At 52.5% G+C, this 18,683-nt stretch carries 14 protein-coding genes; 3 read left to right on the top strand and 11 right to left on the bottom strand.

Annotated features, from left to right (window positions below):
* Positions 1 to 98: 98 nt before the first annotated feature.
* From AC6ROY_RS12390 to AC6ROY_RS12350, 9 genes are all read right to left on the bottom strand, one after another.
* A complete protein-coding gene (locus tag AC6ROY_RS12390) occupies positions 99 to 956 on the bottom strand; it encodes a M56 family metallopeptidase (RefSeq protein ID WP_500100763.1) in 858 nt (285 codons plus the stop codon).
* On the bottom strand, positions 934 to 1,386 hold the full coding sequence (locus AC6ROY_RS12385) for a BlaI/MecI/CopY family transcriptional regulator (protein WP_500100762.1): 453 nt from the start codon (positions 1,384 to 1,386) through the stop codon (positions 934 to 936). The genes AC6ROY_RS12390 and AC6ROY_RS12385 overlap by 23 nt, the downstream gene beginning before the upstream one ends.
* Before the next feature lie 205 nt (positions 1,387 to 1,591).
* Entirely contained in the window at positions 1,592 to 3,055 is a 1,464-nt protein-coding gene (locus tag AC6ROY_RS12380) for a sulfatase (protein WP_500100761.1), read from the bottom strand.
* Positions 3,052 to 4,890 (bottom strand): cache domain-containing sensor histidine kinase, encoded by a 1,839-nt coding sequence (locus tag AC6ROY_RS12375; RefSeq protein ID WP_500100760.1) that lies wholly within the window; start codon positions 4,888 to 4,890, stop codon positions 3,052 to 3,054. Before AC6ROY_RS12375 ends, AC6ROY_RS12380 begins: the two co-directional genes overlap by 4 nt.
* 4 nt (positions 4,891 to 4,894) lie before the next feature.
* Positions 4,895 to 5,911 carry a helix-turn-helix domain-containing protein gene (locus AC6ROY_RS12370; RefSeq protein ID WP_500100758.1) on the bottom strand — a complete coding sequence of 339 codons (1,017 nt, stop codon included), beginning with the start codon at positions 5,909 to 5,911 and terminating at the stop codon, positions 4,895 to 4,897.
* 114 nt (positions 5,912 to 6,025) lie between these two features.
* Complete coding sequence (locus tag AC6ROY_RS12365; protein ID WP_500100757.1) at positions 6,026 to 6,895, bottom strand: carbohydrate ABC transporter permease; 870 nt, start codon at positions 6,893 to 6,895, stop codon at positions 6,026 to 6,028.
* Position 6,896: 1 nt separating this feature from the next.
* On the bottom strand, positions 6,897 to 7,850 hold the full coding sequence (locus tag AC6ROY_RS12360) for an ABC transporter permease (RefSeq protein WP_500100756.1): 954 nt from the start codon (positions 7,848 to 7,850) through the stop codon (positions 6,897 to 6,899).
* 99 nt (positions 7,851 to 7,949) lie between these two features.
* The gene (locus tag AC6ROY_RS12355; RefSeq protein ID WP_500100755.1) at positions 7,950 to 9,485 is read right to left on the bottom strand and encodes an extracellular solute-binding protein; all 1,536 of its coding nucleotides are present in this window, start codon (positions 9,483 to 9,485) and stop codon (positions 7,950 to 7,952) included.
* Positions 9,486 to 9,510: 25 nt separating this feature from the next.
* Positions 9,511 to 10,998: a sulfatase family protein gene (locus AC6ROY_RS12350; protein WP_500100754.1), complete on the bottom strand. Its 1,488-nt coding sequence runs from the start codon at positions 10,996 to 10,998 to the stop codon at positions 9,511 to 9,513.
* 264 nt (positions 10,999 to 11,262) lie between these two features.
* On the opposite strand from AC6ROY_RS12350, the gene AC6ROY_RS12345 reads away from it, so the two are divergent.
* A complete protein-coding gene (locus AC6ROY_RS12345; protein ID WP_500100753.1) occupies positions 11,263 to 12,660 on the top strand; it encodes a sulfatase family protein in 1,398 nt (465 codons plus the stop codon).
* A gap of 98 nt (positions 12,661 to 12,758) precedes the next feature.
* On the opposite strand, the gene AC6ROY_RS12340 is transcribed toward AC6ROY_RS12345, so the two are convergent.
* On the bottom strand, positions 12,759 to 14,357 hold the full coding sequence (locus AC6ROY_RS12340) for a response regulator transcription factor (RefSeq protein WP_500100752.1): 1,599 nt from the start codon (positions 14,355 to 14,357) through the stop codon (positions 12,759 to 12,761).
* Positions 14,332 to 16,170: a sensor histidine kinase gene (locus tag AC6ROY_RS12335; protein ID WP_500100751.1), complete on the bottom strand. Its 1,839-nt coding sequence runs from the start codon at positions 16,168 to 16,170 to the stop codon at positions 14,332 to 14,334. Before AC6ROY_RS12335 ends, AC6ROY_RS12340 begins: the two co-directional genes overlap by 26 nt.
* 191 nt (positions 16,171 to 16,361) lie before the next feature.
* Between AC6ROY_RS12335 and AC6ROY_RS12330 the strand changes: the two genes are divergently transcribed.
* Positions 16,362 to 17,705: an ABC transporter substrate-binding protein gene (locus AC6ROY_RS12330; RefSeq protein WP_500100750.1), complete on the top strand. Its 1,344-nt coding sequence runs from the start codon at positions 16,362 to 16,364 to the stop codon at positions 17,703 to 17,705.
* Between the two features lie 74 nt (positions 17,706 to 17,779).
* On the top strand, positions 17,780 to 18,670 hold the full coding sequence (locus tag AC6ROY_RS12325) for a carbohydrate ABC transporter permease (RefSeq protein ID WP_500100749.1): 891 nt from the start codon (positions 17,780 to 17,782) through the stop codon (positions 18,668 to 18,670).
* Positions 18,671 to 18,683 lie beyond the last annotated feature (13 nt).

The raw sequence follows: 18,683 nt of genomic DNA, 5'->3' as shown, positions 1-18,683 counted from the left end.
CCTGTAAGCGTGTCAATATTTTGGATGCGCATTTTGCGAATATGTTCAAATTTTAATCCAAAAAAGCGAGGCTCGCCCAAAGGCTCGACCCCGCTTGTTCATAAGCAACTGAAAAATACAATGATCGTCACCAAACTTCCCGGAATTACGGATAACCAGCAGGTGCTCCAGGAACAGAAAGTAAGCTCCTGGCGGTCTTCGCCATTCAGAATTTGCTTCAAGCGAAAATTAACCGCCGTCCTGGCAAAATCTACGCCAATGTATGTTGCTGTTCCTCCTGGTTGATGAATCAGCTTAACAAGGGCCGATGCGAGGGGGATTGTATTTTGCATCGTATCCATCGCGGCTCGATCGGCTAGTAGTTCGATCCAGACGGCATAATAGGTAGACAACGTCCGGAGAACCGGAAGGAAAAAGATGATTCGTGCGAGACGCTGAAGAAACCATTTTTTAATCGGATGCCGGTATGCGGCATGATAGCCTTCATGCAGAATGACTGCGGTTAGTTCTTGCTCATCCAACCCTTCAATCAAGCCGGTCGTAAGGATAATCTTTGGCTTGCGGACGCCGGATGTCATGGCCAGCATTCGGGATTCTTGGATGACGATAATTGGCGCTTCCAGCTTCGGAAACTTCCCGGTCCACTGATTGGAACGTTCATGATCGGTCCGGCTGGAAATAAGCCGGTTCCAACGATGATGATCCAGAGCGGCGCTTACCAGCTTCCATATGAAAGCGACAGCCATCCATAGGGTGATGCTTGTCAGGATCAGTTCTCCGGGATTATGCACAACACTAAAGTCTCTCCACACAGCATGAACAAATGGATACATGCTCGGCGCCCACTTGAAGTCGCTAAATTGATGAAAGAAAGACCAGCCCAGTTGGGCAGCCAACAAACATACGATGCACCCAAACAGGCGGAAGGCAAATTCAGCTTGGTTTCGTATTCTCATCCTGGTTCCTCTGCCGAGCCTCCTGAAGCTTCAGTTCTACCTTTCGAAGCAACTCCGGATCGACCTCCTCCATCACATCTATCATATGGGAAACGATAACTTCCCCGAAATCCTTAATGAGACCTTCCGTGACGCTTCTTGTTTGCTCTAATATAAACGTTTCCTTCGTATCCTTTACTTTGAACTTCGATAATTTATTGCGGCCTCGTCCAAGCGCCTGCTTTTCGACGATCCCTTTATCGGCAAGCCTGTTTAATACCGTCATGATCGTATTGACCGAATAGTCATGCTCGGATTCAAGGCCTTCGCGAATCTGATGCACATTGACCCAATCGCCTGAATTCCACATCAATTCCATAATTCGCGACTCTAAAGATCCGAAAAATCGGTTAACCCCTTCTTCTTGAGTCCGGTAGCCTACATATTTCACCCGGTGTAACCTCCTCAGCTATGTCTAACGTGCTGAAGCATTCGCAGCATGTTTCGCCTTCATCATCCGTGCCATTTTCAAATCAACTTCTCCTCAGTATAACATAAAAGCCTAACCAGAAAATGCATCTGGTCAGGCTTGGCGGGTCATTAAACACATTCTTTCCTTCCATCTGGCTCTGGACTGTCGGATCAGCCCAGCGTCCTCAGCCTAAGCCCAGGCGTTCATATTGCTCGGCCGGCGCATCGTTATCCGCCATCAGCCGCTTCAGCAGCTCCAGCATCTGCCGCTCGACCGCGGGATCGGTCAACGGACTTTGCTGAAACGGGTCCTGCTGGAGATCAAACAGCAGCGTGCCGAAGGAGTGAAAATGCTTGTAGCCCGCCGCAGCGATTTTCATCGTCTGGACCCCTTTCGTAAAGGAAAACGGCGCCTGCAGCTCAATGTCCTGCAGCTCCTGTACAGAAAACCGGCTGCGCATATGGGTCGGCATCAGCGTGTAATTGTACAACGGCGTATTATCCGGAGACACCGGCGCCCGCATGTACACATACCGGCCATCGGTCACGTTGACATGCGCCCCGTGCAAGCCGTACAGCGCCGCCTCCCGCACCTGTTGATCGCAAGCGATCGTCTGCTCAAGATCATGGCCCTGCATATCCGGCGGAACGTCGATTCCGAAGTAGCCGAGCAGCGTTGGCGCCAAATCAATCGTCTGGACGAGGCTTTGTCTTCGTTCGTTACATGCGCCGCTGCGCGGGTCCCAAATAAATAGCGGCATATGAGCGACCTCGTTATAAAACGGCATGATCGTCTTCGCCCACCAGTCATGCTCGCCAAGCAAATACCCGTGATCAGTATTAACGATCAGCAGCGTATCGTTCCACAGATCGAGCTCATCCATCGTATCCAGCACCTTGCCGAGGTAATGATCGCACATGCTGAGCAAGGCGGCATATTCATAACGGACGTGCGCGATCTCCTCCTTCGTCTCCTTCACCGACCCGTAAGGCGGCCAGTCAAAGTGTCGCCCCGCATAGTCATGCGGGTACAGGTCCCGGTACGCCTGCGGCGCGTAAAATGGCTCATGCGGGTCAAACGTTTCAATCTGCACAAACCAGCGGTCCGCCTCCCGGTTATGCCGGATAAACTCCAGCCCCTTCGCCATCGTCTGCGCCTGCGGGAAATCCTGCTCCTCCCGGATATACTTCCGGTTGATCCAATCTTGACGGACCAGCGAATGCATCTCCTTCATTGCGATCATGTCCGGCAGCTCCGGCTCGGCCACCTCGCCTTTCCACGGATCGCCCTCCTGACCGCGGATCAGCTCGCACGAGCTGTACCGGGTATGGTAAGTCCCGCCGCCATCCTCCCAATAGTGCTGGTGATCGGTCACGAGATGCGTATAAACGCCGCTTTTTTTCAGCAGCTCCGGCATCGAATCATCAAACGGCTCCATCGGTCCCCAGCTCCGGTGCAGAAAATTGTACCTGCCGGTTTGCAGCTCGCGGCGCGCCGGCATACACGGCATACTGCCCACGTAAGCTTGATCAAACGTTACGCTTTTCTCGGCCAGCCGCTTGAAATTCTGCGCATGAGTCCAATCGCAGCCGTACGGCGGCAGCATATGTCGATTGAGTGTATCAAACATCAGCATAATGGCTTTCAAGGATAACCCTCACTTTCAGAATTGTGCTGGATAACGGGAAGCGGCAGCCGCAGCGAAGCGACCGTCCCGCGGCCCTCAAAGGAATCAATGCTTAACCCGTAACGGCTGCCGTACTGCAGCACGATGCGTGCATGCACATTTGCCAAGCCGAGGCTCGGCTGCTTGCCGTATTCATGCAGCGCATTGTCCGACAGCTGCTGCAGCATCGCTTGAATTTCCGCCAGACGTTCCCGGCGTATGCCGGGTCCGTTATCCGCTACCTCGATCACGAGGTCCGATCGGTCGTCGAAGGCATTGACGATAATGCTGCCCTTGCCTTCCTTTGCTTCGATCGCATATTTGACCGCATTTTCCACAAGCGGCTGTACGATCAGCTTTGGAATTCTGCAAGCCATAAACTTGTCATTGACGCTGAATTGGCTGCGGAATGTACCGGGAAACCGGATATGAATAATGGACAAATAATGCTTGAGCTGCGTCAATTCCTCCTCCAGCCGCACAATCGCATTCATATCCTGGGCGGTGTAGCGGTAGAAGTCCGCCAAGCTCCGCGCCATCTTCACCATCTCCGGCATATCCTCCAGATAAGCCATGCTTTTAATAATGTCGAGCGAGTTATACAGAAAATGCGGGTTGATCTGGGTTTGCAGCGCCTTCACCAGCGCTTCCTTCTCGCGCAGCTGGAGGCTGACCTCCTGCAGCTTCAGCGTGCTTACCGTCTCCAGCAGCTGGTTCACCTGCTCGATCATCCGGTTGAAGCTGCGGTTCAAATACTGGAATTCATCATGCCCCGCCGCGTCAGGCGCCCGAACCTGCAGGTCGCCGCGCTCTACGCTGCGCATCACCTGCCGCAGCTGCAAAATCGGCTTCACAAGCGCGCCCGACAAAAAAGGCACAATGACCACAATACAGCCCGCAATGATGACAAATGCAAGCAGCATCGTGTTTGGGGTATGCTTGGAGGCCGACGCCATCTCCTCGAAGGGGACGATCGACACAAACGTCCAGCCTGTCGTGTCCGACCGGGTGACGGCGACAAGCGTCCGCTCTCCTCCCCATTGCTGCACAGACGCATTTTCATTATTGGTCAAGTCAAGCTGGCACAGCGTCGTCTGCTCACGCGGCAAGCCGAGCCACTTGTAATTCGGGTAATACACCAGAGTATCCTGCGCCGAAATAATGAAGAAGCGGCCTTGCGGCGCCAGACTCGACTTCTCGAAGGTACGCTGAATTTCGTCCAGATGAAAGTCAATGACCAGCTTTCCGAGCAATTCCATGCTTTCCACGCTAAAAATCGGCATTTCGAGCGAGATGACCCGTACATCCTCATTTACATATTTCACCGCATGGGTCGCAATGACCGCTGTTTTCTCCGGAATGCCGTTCCCGTACCAAGGCTCCTGAGCAAGCACTTCCTCCGAACGAAGCGCCAGATTCGTCATTGCCAGCGTGCGGCCGTCAGGGGTCAGCAAAAACATGCCTACGATTTCCGGATAGTTCAAAGCGACATGTCGGCGCAGCACGTTCTGAACGTCCAGCTTTTCTTCAAGCGACGCCTGCTGCCCGTCTTTCATCCACCGCTGTACCAGCTCATCCTTGGCCGCCGAGGACGTCGATTTGGTCAGCTGATAAATATAGAAATCAATATGATGATTGAGCCGCAGCGTCGCTTCCTGGGAGATGCGGTGAAAATCATTTTTAATCCCGTTGTTATAAAATTGATACGACAAAAACCCCATCAGCAAAATCGTAACGAGCACGACCAGCAGAAAGGCGATCGTCAGCTTCGTCTTGATCGAAAATCGCCGGTGAAATCGTCCCAATAAACGGTTCATCCGCTCACACATTTAACCATTTCCGATACTCATTGGGCGACTGGCCCGTAACTTGCTTGAACACCCGATTAAAATGCGGCAGCGACTGGAAGCCCACCAGCTCGGCCACCTCGTAAATCTTGCGCTCCCCTTCGACGAGCAGATGCTTCGCCTGCTGAATCCGCAGCGTATTTAAATAATTGATAAATGACTGCCCCGTATATTTCTTGAAGAGCAGACTGAACTGCGAGACGCTGATATGAAAGCGCTGGGTAATGTCCGCGACAGACAGCTCCTCCCGGTAATGAGCCTGCAGATAGTCGCACGCCTTCCGAATGACCTGACGCATCTCGCCGTTGGTCATCGTGTTGTAGCATTGCAGCCATTCCTCGGTCAGCTTCAGGAAATGCGCGCCAATCTCCTCCGCGCGTCCTCCCGCCGGCAGCGGTATGCGGGCGAAGCTCGGCAGCATGCTCTGGATCAAGTCATTGTACTTGCCCGAATACGTCCGGAGCAGCACCCCCTTCTCACTTTCCTGCAAATCGTCGGCTGCCGCGATGCGGCTGACAATTTGCGCCTGCTCCTTGAACAGCGCGGCTGAATCATAGTCCGTAATTTTATCGAAAAATTGCTGAATCCCCAAGTAATACTGCCGTAAATTATGAAATTGCGGAATCGCAGCCTTCGCCTTCTCCAGCGCCTTGCTCAGCTCATCCTCCAGAACAGGCTTCAGCAGAAAGTCACAGACGTGATACCGCAGCGCCTGGCGTGCATATTCAAATTCATTGTAGCCTGTCAAAATAATTGGAATGACCGGCAGCTGACGTTCCGCAATTTCGCGCACCAGCCACAAGCCGTCCTGGATCGGCATTCGGATATCGGTAATGACAATCGTCGGCCATACCTGATAAATCGCTTGCAGCGCCTCTTCTCCGTTGCCCGCCTCGGCCACTACCTCGAAGGCGCCGCCCAGCTGCTCGACCATCTTGACGACTGCGCCGCGAATCCACTGCTCATCCTCTACTACCATGACCTGATACATAGGAACACCATCCGTTAGTTTCATAATGGAAGTCAGGCCCGAAGCCTGAACCTCGGCAGCCTGCTTTCCATTATAGCATAGTCGGATTTCGCTTCCGGCAGTCCTGTTCTGCGTTTACCCCTTGACGGAGCCGACCAGCATGCCCTTGTCGAAATACTTCTGGAAAAACGGATACATCACAATCATCGGGATTGAAGCCATGACAACAACCGCCATTTTGACAGGAGGACCGAACTCGTAGCCGCCGGCGACCGATTCCAGAGAATTGCCGGATTCCAGCACGATTTGACGCAAAAACACCTGCAACGGAATCAGCTGCGAATCGCTGATAAACAAGATCGCTTGAAAATAGGAATTCCAGTAAAATACAGCGTAAAACACGATAAACGTCGCTACCGAAGTCATGGACAAGGGCAGCATGACCCGGAAAAACAGCGTCCACTCGCCGCAGCCGTCGATCCGCGCCGCTTCCTCCAGCTCCTTGGGCGTATTCTGGAAAAAGCTGCGCATGACAATTAAATTAAACGGCAAAATCAAGTTGTTCAGAAACAGCGACCAGAAGCTGTTCAACAGCCCCAGCTGGCTTGTAAGCAAATACATCGGGATGATGCCGCCGCTGAACAGTACCGTAATGACGACCATAATATTCAGCGCCCGTCTGCCCTTCAGCCACGTTCTGGACAGCCCGTAAGCCATCAGCGTTGTGGTGGAAATACTGAGCAGCGTCCCGCCGATTGTAATCTGGAAGGCATTCCAGTACGCGGTCAAAAAGTTATGATTGCTGAACAAATAACCATAGGAATTAAGTGTCCACGTCTCCGGAATGAGGAAGAAGCCCCGGGCGAGCGTCTCCTGCTTTGTCGCAAACGAGCTGAACAGCACATACAGGCAAGGAAACAGCACACCGAGCAAAATGATCGCAAGCAGCGTGTAAACGATCAGATCAAATAGGGAGGGCATTCGCCGCAAAGCCGTCTGTTTCATCTTAATACACCCCTTCCTCGCCGATCTTGCGCGATGCGCGGTTGGCGATGTAGACGAGCGCCAGTCCGATCACGGCCTTAAACAAGCCGACAGCCGTCGTATAGCTAAACTCCGCCTGGTTGATCCCGACCCGATACACATACGTATCGAATACTTCAGAAACATTAATATTCAGCGAGTTTTGCAGCAGCAAAATATGCTCAAAGCCGGTATCCATCACATGTCCGAGCCGCAAAATAAACAAGATGATAATCGTCGAGCGCAGCGCAGGCAGGTTGATATGCCAAATTTGGCGCAAGCGGCTCGCGCCGTCCACACGGGCGGCCTCATACAGCGTCGGGTCCACCGAAGCCAGCGCGGCAAGAAAAATGATCGCGCTCCAGCCGGCTTCCTTCCAGATGACCTGCAGCAAATACAAGCCGCAGAACGAATCCGGGTTCGTCATGACGTCCATCCGCTCATAGCCCCAGGTCGAGATCAGGTTGTTGATCCCCCCGTCCTGGGTGGAAAACAGCAGTGCCGTCATACTGACAATAACGACCCAGCTCAAGAAATGCGGCACGTAAAGCAGCGTTTGCGCGCCTTTCTTGAACCATTTGACCCGTACCTCATTCAGCAGCAGCGCTAGCAGGATCGGCATCGGAAAAAAGAGAAATAAATTCAACGCGCTGATGATGATCGTATTGCGGAATATAAGCCAAAAGTCCGGGTCCTGAAAAAGCGTCTCGAAATGCTGCAAGCCTACCCAGGGGCTGCCCAGAAAGCCTTCGAACGGATCATATTGCTGAAACGCAATGACGATCCCGGCCATCGGCACGTATTTAAAAAGGATAAAGAACAGAAAACCGGGCAGCATCATGAGATAAATCGGGAGCCCGCGTTTCCATTCGTACCACCGGCTGCGTGCTGCTGTGTTGCGGTGTGCCTGCTCCTGATGCGCAACTGTTGTACTCAAGCGTAAAACCTCCTTCGCCTTCCAGACCGACCGGGAAAGACCACACGCAGCTTTTGGACTTCCCGGCGTCTGCCTTCTCGGATGACGTTCTTCCTCAGCTTATTTCAGCTTCTGGTACTCGTCGTTCATTTCCTGAATAATTTTGTCGCCGCCGCCCGCTTTCCATTCGGCAATGGCTTTATCAATCGCTTCCATCGGCTCCTGGCCGGCCATTACCTTCACCATCGTATCCATCCACTTCTTGTCCAGATTGGTTCCCTGCTTCGTCGCTGTGTCCGAAACAAGCCCGGCGGCCGCATCCTTGACCTTCACTTTTTCGTTATTGTCGAAGTAAGTCTTGATTGTGGACACTTCCTTAGGGTCCATCCATTTATAAATGAGGAACATCGGGTCATAACGCTTGAAGAACCAGCCCAGCAGCAGGTACTGACGGTCCTTCACCGAAGCTTCAAGCTGCTCGTACTTCGTGTCGCTCACTTTTTTATAATGAACGCCCTCCATGCCATGCTTGACAAAATCATAGCCTTCATCAGACAGCATGTAGTCCAACAGCTTCAGGATACGCTGCTGCTTCTTGGCATCAATCTTGGAATTGATCACGATCTTGTCTCCGGATGTAAGGACCGGAATGCCGCCTTTGCCGGATGGCCCCTTCGGAGGCATCAGCTGCACCAGCTCCGCCTTCGGATCTGTTTTCAGCAAGGGCGGCAACGTTTCCGCGAACAGCTGCTGCGGATTCACATAGGCAATACCCGACTTGCCCGCCTCCAGCTTGTTGAGCGAATCCCGCGACTTCAGGATCGGCGAATCTTTATCCAGCACACCCTCCGCATACGCCTTGCGCATGAAGCCGATAAAGTCCTTCAGCTCCTTCGCCTGGGTTTGCATCGGAATCAGCTTCCCGCTGCCGTCGAGCGTCCAATAGTTGGCAAGACCGAAGCTGGCTGTCAAAAAGTTAGCCGTCCCCCCGAAGCCAAACCGGCCCGCAGGGCTGACCTCCAGAGAGAAGCCGACCGTATCCTGCTTGCCATTGCCGTCGGGGTCCTTCAGCGCAAACGCTTTGGCGACCTCGTAAAATTCATCAACCGTCTCCGGCATTTTGAGCCCCAGCTTGTCCAGCCAATCCTTGCGGATCGCCAGCGAATCCCGCACCTCCTGGTAATAAAACGGGATGCCGTAATAGCTGCCCTTCGGATTAAATTGCTTCAGCGCATCCTCGGGAATATGCTTCGTAATATTCGGGTAATTGCCGAGCTGCGGCAATACGTCCATGAACACATTTTTCGCCTGCCACTTGACAAATTCAGCATTCGGCGCATAAAACACATCCGGGAAATTGTTCGAGGCCGCCATGACATTCAGCTTTTCCTGGTAGCTTGCGGCAGGCACCCACTCGATTTTCAGATCAATGTTCAGCCGTTTATTCATCTCATCGACCATTGGATGATTTGGAGCCCAGCCGCCCCCGGCATAGCTGCGCGTCATCAAATTAATCGTTATTTTTTCACTGCCGTCGTCAACCGCGCCCTGCGGCTTCCCGGCCTCCGGCTTGCTTGTGCCCGAATTGGCTGCACAGCCCGCCAGCGTTGAAGAAGCAAGCAAAGCACCCAATGCAACCGCCGTTAATTTTTTCATCAAGCTCACCCTCCGATACGTCGTTTTATTTCTTTTCCCGCGAATCTCTGACATGAGGCACGACATCGCACGTTTCCATATAAAAGTCGAGCATGCGCTCTCTCAACTGCTCCCGCACCTGCGCCAGCGAAGCATCATGGATGCGGTTCCGCGTCTCGGCCGGGTCCTGCGCCAGATCGTACAGCTCGTCCGTTTCGTAGAAGCGGCGGACATACTTGTAGCGATCGGTCCGGATCATGACCGCCTTCGTATGCTCAGGTCCTTCGCTGCGCTGCATTTCGCCACGCGGCCAATATAACATGGACGGGTCCTCGTTGGCGGGCGCGGATTCGTTGCAATGCGTCTCGCCGTGCAGCCGACCGCCTTCGCTAAAGACGGCATCGCGATGCTCCTCGGTCTCTCCGGCCACAAGCGGAGCCAGCGTTTTGCCGAACGAGCTGTAGTCGGGAGTAAGACCTGCGTAGTGGTGAACCGTTGCGGTCAAATCGACCAGCTCGACGAGCGCGTCGCTTACCCTTGGCTTGACGGCGGCTGAAGCCGGCGGCTTGATCAAAAACGGAACGCGCGTCAAGCAATCCTCGAACGTGTTCTGGTTTTTCTCGACCAGGCCGTAATCTCCGGTGAAATCGCCGTGATCGGAGAAGAAAAATACAGCCGTATCGTCGTAAAAACCTTCGTCTTTAAGCGCTTTCATAAGTAAGCCGAATTGATGATCGACGCGGGCGCACATCGCATAATACGTCGCTCTCAGCTCCAGCCACCGTTCCTCCGACCAGCTCTGCATGTTGTAGATGCCGCGCAAGCCGGATAATATCGACGGCTTGTCCGGCGACAGCCTGTCCGCACGGATGCGCTCCGGGATCAGCGTCTTGTCGATCAGCTCAACCCACGACTTCTCAACGGCATACGGCGGATGCGGATACAGGATCGGCAAGTAGATGCACAGCGGCTGCTCGGCCGGAGCATTGCGGATCAGCTCGATCGCGCCGAGAATATTTGCCCAATCCGAATCATAATAAAAGCTTTCCTCACCCGTATCGAGTTCTCCTACATAGAAGGAATAATACGTGTCGCTGCCAGGCGCTCCGCGCCAGTTGTCCCCGCTCCCGTCAAACGCGCCGCCGAACATCGGCTTAGGCTTGCGTTCCGGCACATACTTGACATCGCAGTAAGCGTCAAATCCGCTTGTCGGAGGGATGAGGTCGTTTTTCCCGCCCCACCATACGTAATAGCCCGCATCCTTCAGCGTCTTGAGCAGCACCGGCTCATCGGGCCGCATCATATGGTACATCGTGCGATGCCCTCTCACGTGCGGGTACCAGCCTGACATAAATGAGCAGCGGCTTGGCGTGCAGACCGGATTTTGGCAATACGCATGGCGGAAGGAAACCGCATCCGTGGCGACTAGCTCGTCCAAATTCGGCGTAACGGCAGCCGGATTGCCCAGATGACCCATCACGTCGCCGCGCCATTGGTCGGGATTAAATAAAATAATATGAGGCTTTTTACTCAAGCTCGCTTGCCCTCCCCCTTTGTTCTCTTCTAGGTTGCGAAGAAGCTACCTTTACTATACGAGGAATGCCGCAGCAAAGTCGTTAACGCATTTTCCGATTTCTTTGCATTTTTTCCGCGGATGCGCGCGGCCTTCGATGACTCCATATAATATGCAAATAAATCGGATGATCCGTTATCGAACCGAACCGATCGTTCTGCTATAGTCGGGAGGAAGCTTTGAAATTCTGCTTTGAAACTGCTGTCTGGAAAGGAAGGATCTACAATGCGCGCACCCAATATTTTAATGATTATGGTCGATCAGTTTCGGGCCGATTGGCTGAGCTGCGCAGGCGCTTCCATGCTCAGCACGCCGAACATCGACCGCATCGCGGCAAATGGCGTACGGTTCGAGCGGGCCGCCTGCAACAGCCCCGTATGCGGGCCAAGCCGCTGCTCACTGGCGGCCGGGGTTTACCCGCATCGGCTCGGCAATCTGGAGAACTTCGTCAACTATCCTGCGGATCAGCCTACGTATTATCAAGCGCTGCGGGAAGCGGGCTACCGGGTCGCGATCGTCGGGAAAAGCGATTTGCACAAGGGAGATCATACGTACGGCCGGAACGGCGACCTGCCCTTGATGTATCATCTGGGGTTTACCGATCCGCATGAAACCGAAGGGAAAATGAACGCCGCCATGCCTCGCAACCAGCTGATGACCTTCGAAATTGATGCCGAGGATCAGTCGCAGCTGGCGGGACCGTACCAGCACTATTTGCGCGAGCAGGGGCTGCTTGGCGCGTTTGTCGAGGATTACCGGCTGCGCTTCCAGCAGTGGAGCTACTATAACGCCTGGCCTTCGCCGCTGCCGTCCGAGCATTTCCATGACAGCTATATCGGGCGTACGTCCTGCGCGTTTATTGAGCAGGTTGACACCGAGTCGCCGTGGCATCTGTTTGTCAGCTTCGTCGGTCCGCACGACCCTTGGGATGCGCCTGCGGATTATGTGAAGGCGTTCCCCGAGCAGGAATTTCCTCCCTCCATTCCGGACAGCCTTGAGCGGAAGCCGGAGTGGGTCAAAAAGAAAGCCAGGCAGCAGACAGGCGAGATGACCGAGCAGGAGCTGAACAACGTAAAACGGCATTACGGCGCAGCTATTCAGCTGATTGATGACTGGGTAGGGAGCATTCTGGATACGGTGGAGCGCAGAGGCTTCGCGGACAACACGATTATTATCTTCTGTGCGGATCATGGCGAAATGATGGGCGATCACGGCTTGTTTCAGAAAAATACGATGTATGAGGGGGCTTTGCGTATTCCGCTCATCATTGCCGACCCGCGCCGCAAGGCCGCCGGCACAAGCAGCGCGTTAGTGGAGCTGATGGACCTGCATCCGACCGTGCTGGACATGGCCGGGGTTGCTTATGCGGCAGGCAAATTGGACGGGAAGTCGATTGTCCCCCAGCTGGAGCCAAACCCGGCTGCGCACAAAAGCTGCCAGTTTAGCGAGCTGACCAACACCCGGATGATTTTCGACGGCCGCTACAAATTGATCGAAAATCATAATGACCTCCACGAGCTGTACGACCTGCAGGAGGACCCGCTGGAGCTGATCAATCGCATTGAGGAGGAGCCTCAGCTCGTCAAGCGGCTGAAGCGGCAACTGGCGGAATTGCGGAAGTAGTCGCACCGGGCAGCTTGCAGCTTGGCCTCCTGATCAGGAAAAGCCGCCTTCCCCCGTAACGTCCGGGGCAGGCGGCTTTCTTCATGACAAATCACACTTCAGCCGAGATGGTTCCGATACTTATTCGGCGTCATCCCCGTATATTTTTTGAATACCTGATAAAAATATTTTTCATCGTTATACCCGACAGCCAAGGCAATATCCCCGATTCGCTTGCTCATGTCCTGAAGTAATCGGCATGCATGACCGATTCTGACTTTATGCACATAGTCCAGAAAGCTGATTTTCATCTGCTGCTTAAACAATAAGCTTAAATAGCCGGGCGTAATATATACTTCGCTGGAGACCGTCTCGCGACTGAGCTCCTTGTCATAATGCTGGTCGATGTAGGCCAGAATGGATTCAAAAAGCTTATTGCTATTTTTTTTGGCTGCAAGCAAATCGCTGATCCGAGCCGCCTTCTCTAACAATTCGTGATGAATGCTGTCCATGCTGGCCCGTGACAAGCTTAGGGTCATCTCCTGCAAATCTTGCCCGAAAATGTCGTTTACGCTGATATTTTTTTCGATGCAAAGCTTGTAAAGCGCAAAATACATGGCGAGCGATAAGGTCAGCAGATCGTTTCTGGATGCCTCCTCTGGCTTCAAGGCCCGGATAAACAGTCTCAAGCTTTCGTCGATTTTGTGCTTGTCGCCGAGGACAATCGCATGCAGAACGGCATTCTCCAGCTCTATCGGATACAGCGGATCGCCGGGTTCATCGTCTGAAAGCTCTGCTGCGATGATGATCTTCTGCGGGCCGACGTGATATTTGGTGTCGAGGGCAGCCGCGGCCAACGCATGGGAAAGCTGCAGATGACGTATAGAGGCGCCCATGCTGCCAATCCCGATGGATACGCTCATATGAAGAAATCGCTGCGCATTGTGCTGAATGGCTTGAGCCAGCGCCTCGGCTTCCGGTTTGCTTAGCGGCTCCGCCGCGTTCAAAATAACGATGATTTCATCGTGATGCTCGAAGGCCGCGCAATGATAAGTCTCATTAATCGTCTCCTCCACCAGATTAAGCAAGCCGTATTTATAAAGCTCAACATCCAGTTGTGCGTATGGCTTCCGCCAGGCAAAAAAATTGTCGATCTGAATGATGAAAATGCAGAAGTAAGGGTGCGAAAAGGTCAGGCCGCTTAGCTCCAGACTGGCCAGTAGCTTGTCACTCGGCGGGTCCTCTCGTAAAACAAGCCGGGCAAGCGTTTTATCTCGGAGCAGGGGCAAGCTTTCCCGAAACCCTGTTTTCAGCTTCTCCAGGTTCGTTTCCTGCAGCCGCCCTGCTTCAATTTTGCCGATCAGCTTCAGAATCGTTTCCAGAATCTCTTTTCTTCGGCTTGGCTTGAGCAAATAATCGGCGGCCCCCAGGGATAAAGCCTTTTGCGCATAAGCAAAGTCGTCATAGCCGCTCATAATGACCGATTGAATATGGGGATACGTCGCATTTACTTTCTCGATCAGAGCCAGGCCGTCCATTTCGGGCATTCGAATGTCTGTCAACAAAATATCGACGTGAACACGCTCCAGCAGCTCCAAAGCCTCCAAGCCGTCGCGCGCCTCGGCAACAATTTCCACTCCTTGGCCTTGCCAGTCGATCAAGGTTTGCAAGCCTGTGCGGGCACGCTCTTCGTCATCGACGATCATCAGATGGATCATGCTGCTTTTCCTCCTTCGAATTCAGGGGCTCGAGTATGATCAGCTCCACGACAGTCCCTTCTCCCGGTTGGCTGGTAAAGGTCAGCTGAAACTGGTCCTTGTAATAATGGCGAAGTCTTTGGATGACATTCTGGATCGCATATCCCCCGGTTTCCTTGGATGTATAAACATCGTTTTCGTCGTGAAGCTGAGATATTTTTTGGATTGTTTCCGCGCTCATGCCAGAGCCGTTATCCTCAATGACAAAGCGCAGCCGGTGTTGATCAAGGGATCCGGATATGCGAACATGCCCTCCCTCTCGTTTTTTCTCGATGCCATGGACAAGTGCGTTTTCAATAAACGGCTGCAGGCTTAATTTCAAAATGACGTGGCTCTCAAGCTGCTCCGGAATATCAATGTGGTAGCTTAATCGCTCTCTGAATCTCATTTTTTGCAAAGATAAGTAAAGCTCGATAAGCTCCTTTTCCTTCGAGACGCTGGTAAAGCTTTTGCCTTGGTTCAAGCTCAGCCGGAATAACCGGGATAAATTGATAACCATCTCGCTGATTTTCTCCTGTCCGGAGCTTTCAGCTTCCCAGAATATCGTATCCAGCATATTGTACAAGAAGTGAGGATTGATTTGCGATTGCAACGCTTTCAGCTCGGCCTCCTGCTCCTTGAGGCGCAGCACATACACATCGTCAACCAAAGACTTGATATTGGCGACCATCGTATTATAGCCCCGTGTCAGCTGGCCGATTTCATCCCGATGCATAACCTCCACATGCTCTTGAAAATGTCCGTTCTGAAATCGCTTCATCGACTGAAGCAGCAGCTTGAGCGGCCTGGTTAAAAATGCGGTCAAGATCGCAGCCAACGGTATACTTAGCAATAAACAAGTCACAATAATGATCACAACAGCCAATTTGATCGAGTTGAGCTCCTTGGTCAGCGAGACCAGCGGCACCGCATACACAATTCGCCAGCCGTTATTGATTTGACTGTAGGTAAGAAGCAGGTCTTCTTTGGCGATGGATACGATGCGGGAGCCCTCCGCCATCTTTTCTTCGGCTTTGATAAAGGCCAGCTCCGGGGCATCCGGCTGGTAAAACTCCTTTCCTGCGGCCAGCAGCGGAACCCCTTTTTCATCCACAATCAAAATGCCATGATCCTCATCATATAAATTTTTCAAATATTTGTTTTTGATCGTTTCCTTGTTGACGCCGACAAAAATAAAGCCGATCAGATGTCCGTTTAAGGTGCTTTTGATCATTCGCGTCATCCCAAGCTTGTCTTTCCGGTTCGCTTCAATAAAAACGTTGTTCGGCTCCGTCAAGGGAAACCAGAAGGCAGCGCCGTTAAGCTCAACCGTACGCTTGTAAATGTCGCTCTTGAGAATGCTGGAGAAGGCGCCCGAGCCGCTGCTGTCATCCGTCGCCACCTGGTAGCCCGGTGCGTCGTTGGACCCGTATAAAGCCATATAATCGAAGTTACCGGTAACGAGCATCTGGTTCATAAGGGAGCCCATCATGCCGGAATAAAGGACCGGCTCCAGCGCCCCCGTGCTTTGCGTTTGATCATGCAGATAAGCTTGCACCGGCGAGGAAAGGATGAAGACCGTCACCCAGTCCGCAATTGCTCTCTGCATGCCGGCAATATTGCTGTCAATCACTTTAATGACGGACAAATTGGATGTGCTTACCTTGTTGACTACCTGCGATTGAGAGGTTTGGAAGGAATACAAGCCAAAGACAAGCACCACAAGCGTGATGGAAAAAACAATAATTATCGTGAGCTTGATTCTGAGATTCATGTTCATAAATAGCTGAACCATGAAGGTACACCACATTTCCGTATGTCTTTTTCTGTAGTGTAGCTTGCCCTGCCCGCTCTGACAATAATCGGAGCCATACATTCGATAATCCCCTACTTTATTAGCTAAATCTCTACTGACTGATCGGCTTTTTCATTGGTATGATGCATACAAGCACAATACAGCACCTATTCAGCCAAGGGGGAAATCACATGTCGCATAAAAAGCATCATTCACGCGTGGCAGCGTCTGCGCTGCTCGCAGCTATACTTGTCGTGTTATCGGGGTGCGGAGGGGCCAAGCCGGATGCGGGTCAAAATGCCTCAGCCGGGACCAAGGAAGGCAGCGGCGAGCAAAAAGTAACCCTTCGTTTCTTCTCCAATTTGCCGGATCGCAAAGCAGGTCAAGGCTTGGCGGAGCAAACCGTCCTGGACCGCTACATGAAGGAACATCCGAATGTCGTCGTCGAAGTGGAAGCGCTCGCCGAAGAGCCGTTTAAAAACAAACTGAAGGCGTATATGTCCTCCAGCGAGCCCATTGATATCACCATGGTACACTCCGGAGCGGAGCTGAGCACACTGGTGTCCGCCGGGTGGGTCGAGGAGCTTGACCCTAAGAAATATGAAGGAACGGATTACAATTTCCTGACCGGCGTCCTGAAAGGCTTCACCTTCGATAACAAGCTCTACGGTTTGCCGCGCAACAGTGACTACGAGGTGCTTTATTACAACAAGGCGCTGTTCGAGAGCAATGGCATCAAGGTTCCATCCACGCTGGAGGAGCTGTTTGACGCAGCCAAAGCATTCCGTGCCAAAAACATTGAGCCGCTTTCCATGAACGGAAAGGATCTCTGGAATTTGGCCGAATTGTACCAGAACATTGCGCAGCGGCTTAGCGGCGACCAGTCCTCCATTCTGGAGGCGGCGCAAGGGAAAAAGAAATTTGCAGACGACCCTCACTTAATTGAGGCTGCCCGGGTTCTGAAGCGCTTCGCGGATGAAAAAGTGTTTAATACGGCCTACATGACGATGGATTACGGCGCTTCGCAAAACCTGTTCACGCAAGGCAAAGCCGCCATGTGGTATATGGGCTCGTGGGAAGCCGGAATGGCTTCCAATACGAAGCTGTCCGAGGATTTTCGCAAAAATCTGGGCGTGATCAGGTTTCCTGCAACAGCATCCGGTAAAGGAAAAGATACGGATCTGATTGCGTGGAACGGCGGCGGGTATTCGGTAGTCAAGGCTTCGAAAAACAAGGAAGAGGCGAAGAAGCTGTTCGACTACATGATGCGGGCCGACCAGTGGGCCAGAACAGCCTGGGAGACAGGAGCTGCGGTTCCCGCTCAAAAGTATGAGCTGACCGGAAAAGAAACCGAGGTTCAAAAAACTTTGACCGATATTTTGCTTCAGGCGACTTCAACTTCCGGGATGCTGTTTAATGACGCCTCCTCCGCCGCTTTCAAAAATGCGTCCGAGAATGCCATGGGTGCTTTGGTCGCTGGAGGAACCGCTGAACAATTTATTGCAACCCTGCAGACCGCGGCGGATAAAAAATAAGCTAACCTATACATGCTCAAAAGGGGCAGTTGCACTTCGCTGCCCTTTTTGTATGCCGGGATGGAGTGGAAACGATGCATAAAGTATTAAGCAATAAGCTTGCCATATTTGTTTTTGTGTTTCCGGGACTGGCTTTTTTCCTGCTTACATTTGTTGCCCCCATTTTGTTAAGCGGCTATTATTCGCTCACGGATACCGTTGGCCCAGGCACACAGGTCAATATGGTAGGCTTGAGCAATTATACCGAGCTGTTATTTCATGACACGCGTTTTTGGATTGCTTTGCGCAACGCGCTGCTGCTGGGCGTCGGATTCATCCTCCTGCAGCATCCGATATGTATCTTTTTTGCCATTTTGCTGGATCGGATTGGCGGACAAGCGGAGAAGTGGTTCCGAACGATCTTTTTTATCCCTTGCGTCGTGTCGGTTGTCGTCATCTCAAGAATGTGGCTGAACCTGCTGGACCCGACCTTTGGCGTCTTCAACAAAGTATTGGCTGCAATCGGACTCGATTCGATGCAGCATGTATGGCTCGGAGACACGCAAACCGCGCTTGGCTCCATTTTGGCTATCTTGATCTGGTCCGGCTTCGGATGGGGCCTGTTATTTTACTATGCAGGAATCAAGGGAATTCCCGAGGAGCTGTACGAAGCCGCACGCATGGACGGGGCTACAGGCTTCAAGCTTCATTTCAAAATTACCGTACCTATGCTGCTTCCGGTTATTTCCGTTCAAGTGACGTTGGCTATGATTACTGCCTTGAAGCAAATGGAAACCGTGTATTTGACAACCAACGGCGGGCCTGGCGATTCGACCCAATTTCTGGCGGTATATTTATATAATCAAGCATTCTCGGCAAGCAAATACGGCTATGCGAATGCGATCTCCATCCTCTTTATTCTGGTCTGCTTGCTTGCGACCTTCGTTTCCAATCGACTGACCCGCAACAATAAACTGGATTATTAAGGGGGTGACCGCG

The sequence above is a fragment of the Paenibacillus sp. sg306046 genome (assembly GCF_059821225.1).
Note: the sequence above shows the minus strand (reverse complement) of the source record. Positions and strands in the feature narration are given on the sequence as shown.

Coding starts and splice junctions, on each gene's coding strand:
- AC6ROY_RS12390 (WP_500100763.1), bottom strand. CDS start 956: ATGAGAATACGAAACCAAGCTGAATTTGCCTTCCGCCTGTTTGGGTGC.
- AC6ROY_RS12375 (WP_500100760.1), bottom strand. CDS start 4,890: ATGAACCGTTTATTGGGACGATTTCACCGGCGATTTTCGATCAAGACG.
- AC6ROY_RS12370 (WP_500100758.1), bottom strand. CDS start 5,911: ATGTATCAGGTCATGGTAGTAGAGGATGAGCAGTGGATTCGCGGCGCA.
- AC6ROY_RS12365 (WP_500100757.1), bottom strand. CDS start 6,895: ATGAAACAGACGGCTTTGCGGCGAATGCCCTCCCTATTTGATCTGATC.
- AC6ROY_RS12355 (WP_500100755.1), bottom strand. CDS start 9,485: ATGAAAAAATTAACGGCGGTTGCATTGGGTGCTTTGCTTGCTTCTTCA.
- AC6ROY_RS12345 (WP_500100753.1), top strand. CDS start 11,263: ATGCGCGCACCCAATATTTTAATGATTATGGTCGATCAGTTTCGGGCC.
- AC6ROY_RS12340 (WP_500100752.1), bottom strand. CDS start 14,357: ATGATCCATCTGATGATCGTCGATGACGAAGAGCGTGCCCGCACAGGC.
- AC6ROY_RS12335 (WP_500100751.1), bottom strand. CDS start 16,170: ATGGTTCAGCTATTTATGAACATGAATCTCAGAATCAAGCTCACGATA.
- AC6ROY_RS12330 (WP_500100750.1), top strand. CDS start 16,362: ATGTCGCATAAAAAGCATCATTCACGCGTGGCAGCGTCTGCGCTGCTC.
- AC6ROY_RS12325 (WP_500100749.1), top strand. CDS start 17,780: ATGCATAAAGTATTAAGCAATAAGCTTGCCATATTTGTTTTTGTGTTT.